Raw genomic sequence first — 6,423 nt, 5'->3', positions numbered from 1 at the left:
CCTTCCAAGGCGGTCTTGTGTGGGATGAATAGGAACGAAAGATTGTACCGAAAGAACCAGGAGTAGCCGTGTGCGGTGAAAGTCGCAAGCACGGTTTTGAATGGGAGTGTCGAGGAGCGATCCTCGGCTCGACCCCTAACAGTCTTAAAGATAGAGCTTGGGACTGTGTTAGCTGTGAAACTAAAGGCATCCAACGCGATTGGATGCCTTTAGTTAATATTTTGAGACTAGGGGCATCTAGTCTTGGGGTAGAGAATGTAAGAGAAGTTTCACTTCCAATTCTTGTTTGATTCCACAATCACCTCGACTTCACTCAGGTGAGTATGTCAAGAAGATGTTTTTAGCTTTTAACTAACTTTCCTTTTGCAGAAACTAATTAATCGTAGAAATGCTGTACCCCAAAACCAACGGCACGGGGATGATTTAATTCTCCAGCCATTTTCAATACTGCGCCACGACCAACTTTGGTTTCAAAAACTGAAGACAAGACAATATCTAAACAATTATCCTGACAAAATTGCTTTAGCCGACTGGGAAAACCCATAATAGCTGCCTTGATTACATAAACTCCATCCCATCCTTGCTGATGAGCTATTTGTAACTGTCTAAAACTAGCAATAGATTCATCTAATGCTAAAAGAGTAGTATGTTCTTGTCTTAGCTGCAAAATATCAGCAAAATTATCTGGGGATAAGGGTTGTTCGATAAATGCGATCGCTTTTAATGTATCAGTTACTGATAATAATTGTCGTGCCTGTTGCAGATTTAATCCTCCGTTGGCATCGAGTCTTAATCTAACGTCTGGAGGAAAAATGCTAACCAACCGCTGGAGAATTTCAATTTCCTTAGCCAAAGGCAAAACGCCAATCTTCCACTTGAAAGTAGTAGCTGCTTGATGCTGATAAATATTTTGCCAGCTAGTTAAAGCTGATTCTCCCGCAGGCAATAAATAGCAATAGTTTAAATTTTTCGGTTGATTATCCTGCTGAGTTGAAAAAATTATGACGGCAGATTCAAAAGCAAACTGGCAAGCAGGAAGAGTATTCGCAATTGCTGCGATATCTTCTAAACTAATAGTCTCTCCTAACTGTTGACAAAACTCTACTGCCTGAGACATCGTTTCTGAACCAAACCAAGGCAAAGGAGCAATCTCTCCTTGACTAACCACCCCGAATCGATCGATGAGACTAATAATAATACCCTCACGTATTTGCCAAATACCGTGGCTGGTTCGTAAGGGTTGTTTAAAACGACGCTGATAAATATCAAATTTAAATTTTAATCTACCATCCATTATTTAATTTTTATTGGTCGAGCTAGCTACAGACTTTTCTCTTTGATAGCTAATCAATGCTTATGAAAGCGAATGCCCAAGAAGATGTCGTATAAAAAGCTGAGGAAGTTCTTGCCATCTAGAAGCCCTAATGATTGTTCACAACCTTTGGCATCTAATAGAGGTTTAGTCTCATAATAGGCTGACTGATACTTATACCAAGGAATCGAAGGCCAAAGATGATGCACCAAATGATAATTTTGTCCCAAAATCAAAAGATTTAAAATGGAGCTGGGATAAACTCGAGAATTTTTCCAGCGATCGCGATCTTTAAAAGGGCGATGGGGTAGATAATCAAAAAATAGTCCCAATGCCATCCCTACTACCATTGCTGGCACAAACCAGAAGTTCATTACATAACCGATAAAGCCATAGTGGATACCTAACATAACTATGGTGACTAAAAATAGTCGACTAAGAAACCATTCTAATATTTCATACTTACGCCATAAACGTCTTTGAAAGAAGAAAAACTCATGGTAAAAAAAACGAGCAGCAATTAGCCACAGTGGACCACCTGTGGAAACAAAATGATCGGGATCGTTTTCCGGATCGTTGACGTGAGCATGGTGCTGCAAATGTACCCTGGTAAACACAGGAAAAGCAAAGCCTAACATCAAGGCACTGCAATGTCCTAAGCCAGAATTAATTAGACGATTGGTGTGGGCGCTATTATGAGAAGCATCATGAATAACCGTTCCTGATAAGTGCAACGCCAACACATTAGCCATAAAAGAAACCCAATCTGGGAATCCCCAGAAAAAGTAACCAATGGTCGATATCGTCAGCAACGCGATCGCTGCAATCACCATCAACACATTGGGATTAAATCCACCAGGAGCTTTTAAATACTCTCTTGGCACTGTTCGCAGTGTCTGAGCCGACTGCATCTTTTCGTTCGCTCCTCTTACTTTTGATCTATGAGTTTTCTCAGGTAGTTTACACCAATTCTAGGTCTGGGTAAAGAATTGTAAAGTCATCTCAAGCATTTTCTCATTTAACGCTCGATTTACTTAATTTACCCAATGATGATGATTCCACTATTGAAATCATCATATTGTTTTATCAAGGCAGACTGCAAAGATCGTACGAAAACATTTACATCCCTGCTAAATATGCTTGATATCCTAATTTATCAAGCCGATCCTGTTTGTCAAACACTGTTTGTGCTAGATTTTGCCGATATTGTTCGATCTGATTTTGAAGAGCGCGATCGCCTGTCCCTAAAATTTGGACTGCTAGCAACCCTGCATTTTGAGCATTGCCAATCGCTACGGTAGCAACGGGGATTCCCCTGGGCATTTGGACAATAGAATATAGAGAATCAACGCCCTTTAGCTGACGAGTAGCAATAGGGACACCAATAACGGGCAGAGGAGTCAAAGAAGCTACCATGCCTGGTAAGTGTGCAGCTCCGCCTGCACCGGCAATAATGACTTTAATGCCTCGATGATGGGCATTGTGGGCATAATCTATCATTCTTTCTGGGGTACGATGTGCAGAAACGATCGCTACCTCATAAGTCACAGTAAAATCCTCGCAAACGGCAATCGCTTTTTCCATCGTGGGCAAATCAGAATCGCTGCCCATAATAATTCCAATAAGAGGGTTGTCAGTCAAGGTTTTTCAAGGCTAAATTGGGTATTTATGTCTGGTTCAATTAAATTTGTTTCTCACCGCATCAATAAATTATAGTCAGATATTTTTAAGTTAAACTTCTTTGACTTAAAGATAAAATAGTTATTTTGGAAATTTTCCGTTTAAAGTATTAAAAATCTTAATCGATCGATCGGGATATTTATCAAAATATTTGGCTAATGACAGTAAATCAATTAATTACCAATGCTCGGATTATTGACTCGCAAAATCTTCAGCAAGTTGCGATCGCGACGGGAAAAATTAGAGCGATACAAAAGCTACACTCATTCGAGTACAAGCACAATAGCGTAATCGCATCCCAGCCAGATTTATCAGTAGATAACTCAATAATCGACTTACAAGGAGATTGGCTATCGCTAGGGGGAATAGATCTACAAATTAATGGTGGTTTGGGTTTGGCTTTCCCCGATTTAGAAATTACTGATTTACCCAAGTTAAAACAGATCTGTGACTTTCTGTGGGAACAAGGAGTAGATGGCTTTTTACCCACCATAGTAACCACCGCAGTCGCCAAAATTCAGCGATCGCTGGCTACCATATCTCAGTTTATCGCTACCCAAAATACAATCAACACAGCACAGGTTTTAGGAGTTCATTTAGAAGGGCCATTCTTAAACTACCAGAAGCGAGGCGCACACCCAGAACAATATTTATTGCCCTTAACTATTGAGAATATTAAACGGGTTTTAGGCGACTATAGCCAAATAGTCAAGGTGATGACTCTCGCACCAGAGTTAGACAGTAGCGATAGGGCAATTAGTTACCTGCGAGACAAAAATATTATCGTTAGTTTAGGACATTCGCTGGCGACGGCTACACAAGCGCAACGGGCATTTGTTCGAGGTGCATCAATGGTGACTCATGCTTTTAACGCCATGCCAAGTCTGCACCACCGCCAACCAGGATTATTAGGAGAAGCGATCGTCAATCCTCATGTTTACTGTGGTTTAATCGCCGATGGCAATCACGTTTGTCCGACAATGTTAGAAATTGTTCTCAAAGCTAGTAATTATGACCAAGGTATTTTCTTAGTCAGTGATGCTTTATCTCCAATTGGATTACCCGATGGTGTTTATCCTTGGGATGAGCGCGAAATTATCGTTACCGAAGGTACAGCTAGATTACCCGACGCTACATTATCAGGAACTACTTTACCTTTATTAGTCGGCGTAGAAAACTTAGTTAAATGGGGTTGCGATCTCGAAAAAGCGATCGCTATGGCTACCGAAGCCCCCAGAAAAGCAATTAACTTACCAGGTTTAGGCATTGGGCAACAAGCTAACTTGCTGCGTTGGCACTGGAATCAAGAACAACAAAAGTTATCGTGGTCAAGAGTAAACTAATCTGGTATGTTCTACAAAACCTTAATAAAAAAATACTGATAATTTGCTGCTGCTTTCGCTAAACTGCTGATAGTGATTATTTTAATTATTTATTTCGGTTCAAGCTAGTTTAATTTTATCTAGATGCTCGTTAATCTAAAAATTAATAATTTTGCTTTAGTTGATTCTTTAGAACTCAATTTAGACAGTGGATTGAGCGTTCTGACGGGAGAAACAGGCGCAGGAAAATCGATTATTCTTGATGCGATTGATATGGTCTTAGGCGGTAAGGCAAATAGCCGAATGATCCGTAGCGGTAGCGATCGCTCTGTGATTGAAGCTACCTTTGAGATTGATTCTAACTTAAACAAGTGGCTAGAAGTCCAAGAAATTGAACCTTTAGAAGAAGATACCCTGGTTTGTAGTCGCGAGATAGTTGTCGGCAAAACCAATATGCGATCGCGTAGTCGGGTAAACGGGGTTTTAGTTAATCGTCAATTGATGGCAGAATTGCGATCGCGTCTCGTAGAAATTACCGCTCAAGGACAAACGGTAAATTTATTGATTTCGGATCGGCAACGACATTTATTAGATGCTTATGGTGGCAAACCAGTTATCAAACAGCTAAATCTAGTTGTCCAGGCTTATGAAATAGCACAACAGACAAAAAAAGCTTTAGATAAGCGTATTCAATCTGAGCAAGAATTACTGCAACGACAAGATTTATTACAATTTCAGCTAAAAGATTTAACCGAAGCTGAGTTAACTAATGCCGATGAATTAGATGAACTAGAACAAGAACGCGATCGCCTTTCTCATGTAGTTGAACTACAGCAATTGGGCAATCAGGCATATCAACTACTTTATGAAGGGGATGACGATGCGCCTGCGGGGGCGGATCTTTTAGGCAAGGCTGAATCTTGTCTGATGGAGATGGTGGAATACGATTTAGAATTAGCCCCTATTTTAGAAATGGTGCAGTCAGGATTGGCGCAAATAGTAGAAGCAGGACAACAGATCAACAGCTATAGCGAAGATTTAGAGGCAGATCCACAACGATTAGAAGAGATCGAAACCAGAATTAGGCAATTAAAAAATATTTGTCGTAAATATGGTCCAGATTTGAGTGACGCGATCGCGCTAACGCAACAGCTACAGCAAGAGTTAGCCCTGATTACTGGCGGTGGACAATCAATTGAAACTTTGCAGCAGGAATATGAGCTGGCTTCACAACAGCTTACAGATGAATGTCGCAAGCTGACTCAATTACGGCAAAAAGCAGCTACCAAATTAGAAAAGCAGCTCATAAAAGAGCTAAAACCCCTGGCGATGGACAAGGTGGTGTTTGAATGTCGTCTGATTGAATCTACCCCTACAGGGATGGGTGCAGATAAAGTAGTGTTTTATTTTAGTCCTAACGCTGGAGAGTCGATCCAGCCTTTATCGGTAATTGCCTCTGGTGGGGAAATGAGCCGTTTTTTGCTGGCATTAAAAGCTTGTTTTACAGGTGCTGAAGAAAGTTCCAGTACCTTGATCTTTGATGAAATAGATGCGGGAGTATCGGGAAAAGTCGCTCAGGCGATCGCTGAAAAACTACATCAGCTTGGTCAACAACATCAGGTATTATGTGTAACTCATCAACCCTTGATTGCAGCAATGGCTAGCGGGCATTTTAAAGTCGAAAAAACGATTATTGAAGAAGCTACCACAAAACACAAAAACGGCAGCAGTATTGCCGATATTCGCACAGTAGTAAGAGTCAAAACCCTCAGTAATTATGAGGTACGAGCAGAAGAGTTAGCTCAAATTACAGGTGGCCATTCCGCCGAAGATGCGATCGCCTTTGCCGAGTCTTTATTAACTAAAGCTGCCAAGTATCGAGCTGCTCAATCTAAATAGATCAAAAAGGGGAAAGACAAAGCAGCGGACGCGGAGCTTATACTAAAGCATTTGCCCTAAAGGATTCCTTTCGGTCTCGAAGCTTATCCGTAATAGACTGCTTCAAAAAGGTTAAAGCGCACCGCCCCGTCGGAGGAAACCTCCGACATAGGGACGGAGCAAGCAGGAAAAAAGAATTAATCGCTACAAAGGCTCAAGCGATCATTGCTC

General features: G+C 41.0%; 6 protein-coding genes. 2 read left to right on the top strand and 4 right to left on the bottom strand.

The annotated features are described in order from the left end of the window. The 4 genes from V6C71_22840 to purE all read right to left on the bottom strand — a co-directional run. A partial coding sequence (locus tag V6C71_22840; GenBank protein ID HEY9771297.1) for a hypothetical protein occupies positions 1-298 on the bottom strand: 298 nt, incomplete at its 3' end. A 78-nt stretch (positions 299-376) separates the two neighbouring features. After that, on the bottom strand, positions 377-1,294 hold the full coding sequence (locus V6C71_22835) for an o-succinylbenzoate synthase (GenBank protein ID HEY9771296.1): 918 nt from the start codon (positions 1,292-1,294) through the stop codon (positions 377-379). Between the two features lie 53 nt (positions 1,295-1,347). Beyond that, complete coding sequence (locus V6C71_22830; GenBank protein ID HEY9771295.1) at positions 1,348-2,223, bottom strand: fatty acid desaturase; 876 nt, start codon at positions 2,221-2,223, stop codon at positions 1,348-1,350. A gap of 208 nt (positions 2,224-2,431) precedes the next feature. Continuing rightward, positions 2,432-2,953, bottom strand: coding sequence for a 5-(carboxyamino)imidazole ribonucleotide mutase (gene purE, locus V6C71_22825; protein ID HEY9771294.1), 522 nt, complete (start codon positions 2,951-2,953; stop codon positions 2,432-2,434). Positions 2,954-3,150: 197 nt separating this feature from the next. Between purE and nagA the strand changes: the two genes are divergently transcribed. Further along, positions 3,151-4,335: an N-acetylglucosamine-6-phosphate deacetylase gene (nagA, locus tag V6C71_22820; protein ID HEY9771293.1), complete on the top strand. Its 1,185-nt coding sequence runs from the start codon at positions 3,151-3,153 to the stop codon at positions 4,333-4,335. Positions 4,336-4,458: 123 nt separating this feature from the next. Then, positions 4,459-6,213 carry a DNA repair protein RecN gene (gene recN, locus V6C71_22815; protein HEY9771292.1) on the top strand — a complete coding sequence of 585 codons (1,755 nt, stop codon included), beginning with the start codon at positions 4,459-4,461 and terminating at the stop codon, positions 6,211-6,213. Positions 6,214-6,423 lie beyond the last annotated feature (210 nt).

The organism is Coleofasciculaceae cyanobacterium (genome assembly GCA_036703275.1).
Lineage (GTDB): Bacteria > Cyanobacteriota > Cyanobacteriia > Cyanobacteriales > Xenococcaceae > Waterburya.
Note: the sequence above shows the minus strand (reverse complement) of the source record. Positions and strands in the feature narration are given on the sequence as shown.

Excerpts from the sequence above, each read along its gene's own strand:
- V6C71_22835 (HEY9771296.1), bottom strand. The coding sequence starts at position 1,294 with ATGGATGGTAGATTAAAATTTAAATTTGATATTTATCAGCGTCGTTTT.
- V6C71_22830 (HEY9771295.1), bottom strand. The coding sequence starts at position 2,223 with ATGCAGTCGGCTCAGACACTGCGAACAGTGCCAAGAGAGTATTTAAAA.
- nagA (HEY9771293.1), top strand. The coding sequence starts at position 3,151 with ATGACAGTAAATCAATTAATTACCAATGCTCGGATTATTGACTCGCAA.
- recN (HEY9771292.1), top strand. The coding sequence starts at position 4,459 with ATGCTCGTTAATCTAAAAATTAATAATTTTGCTTTAGTTGATTCTTTA.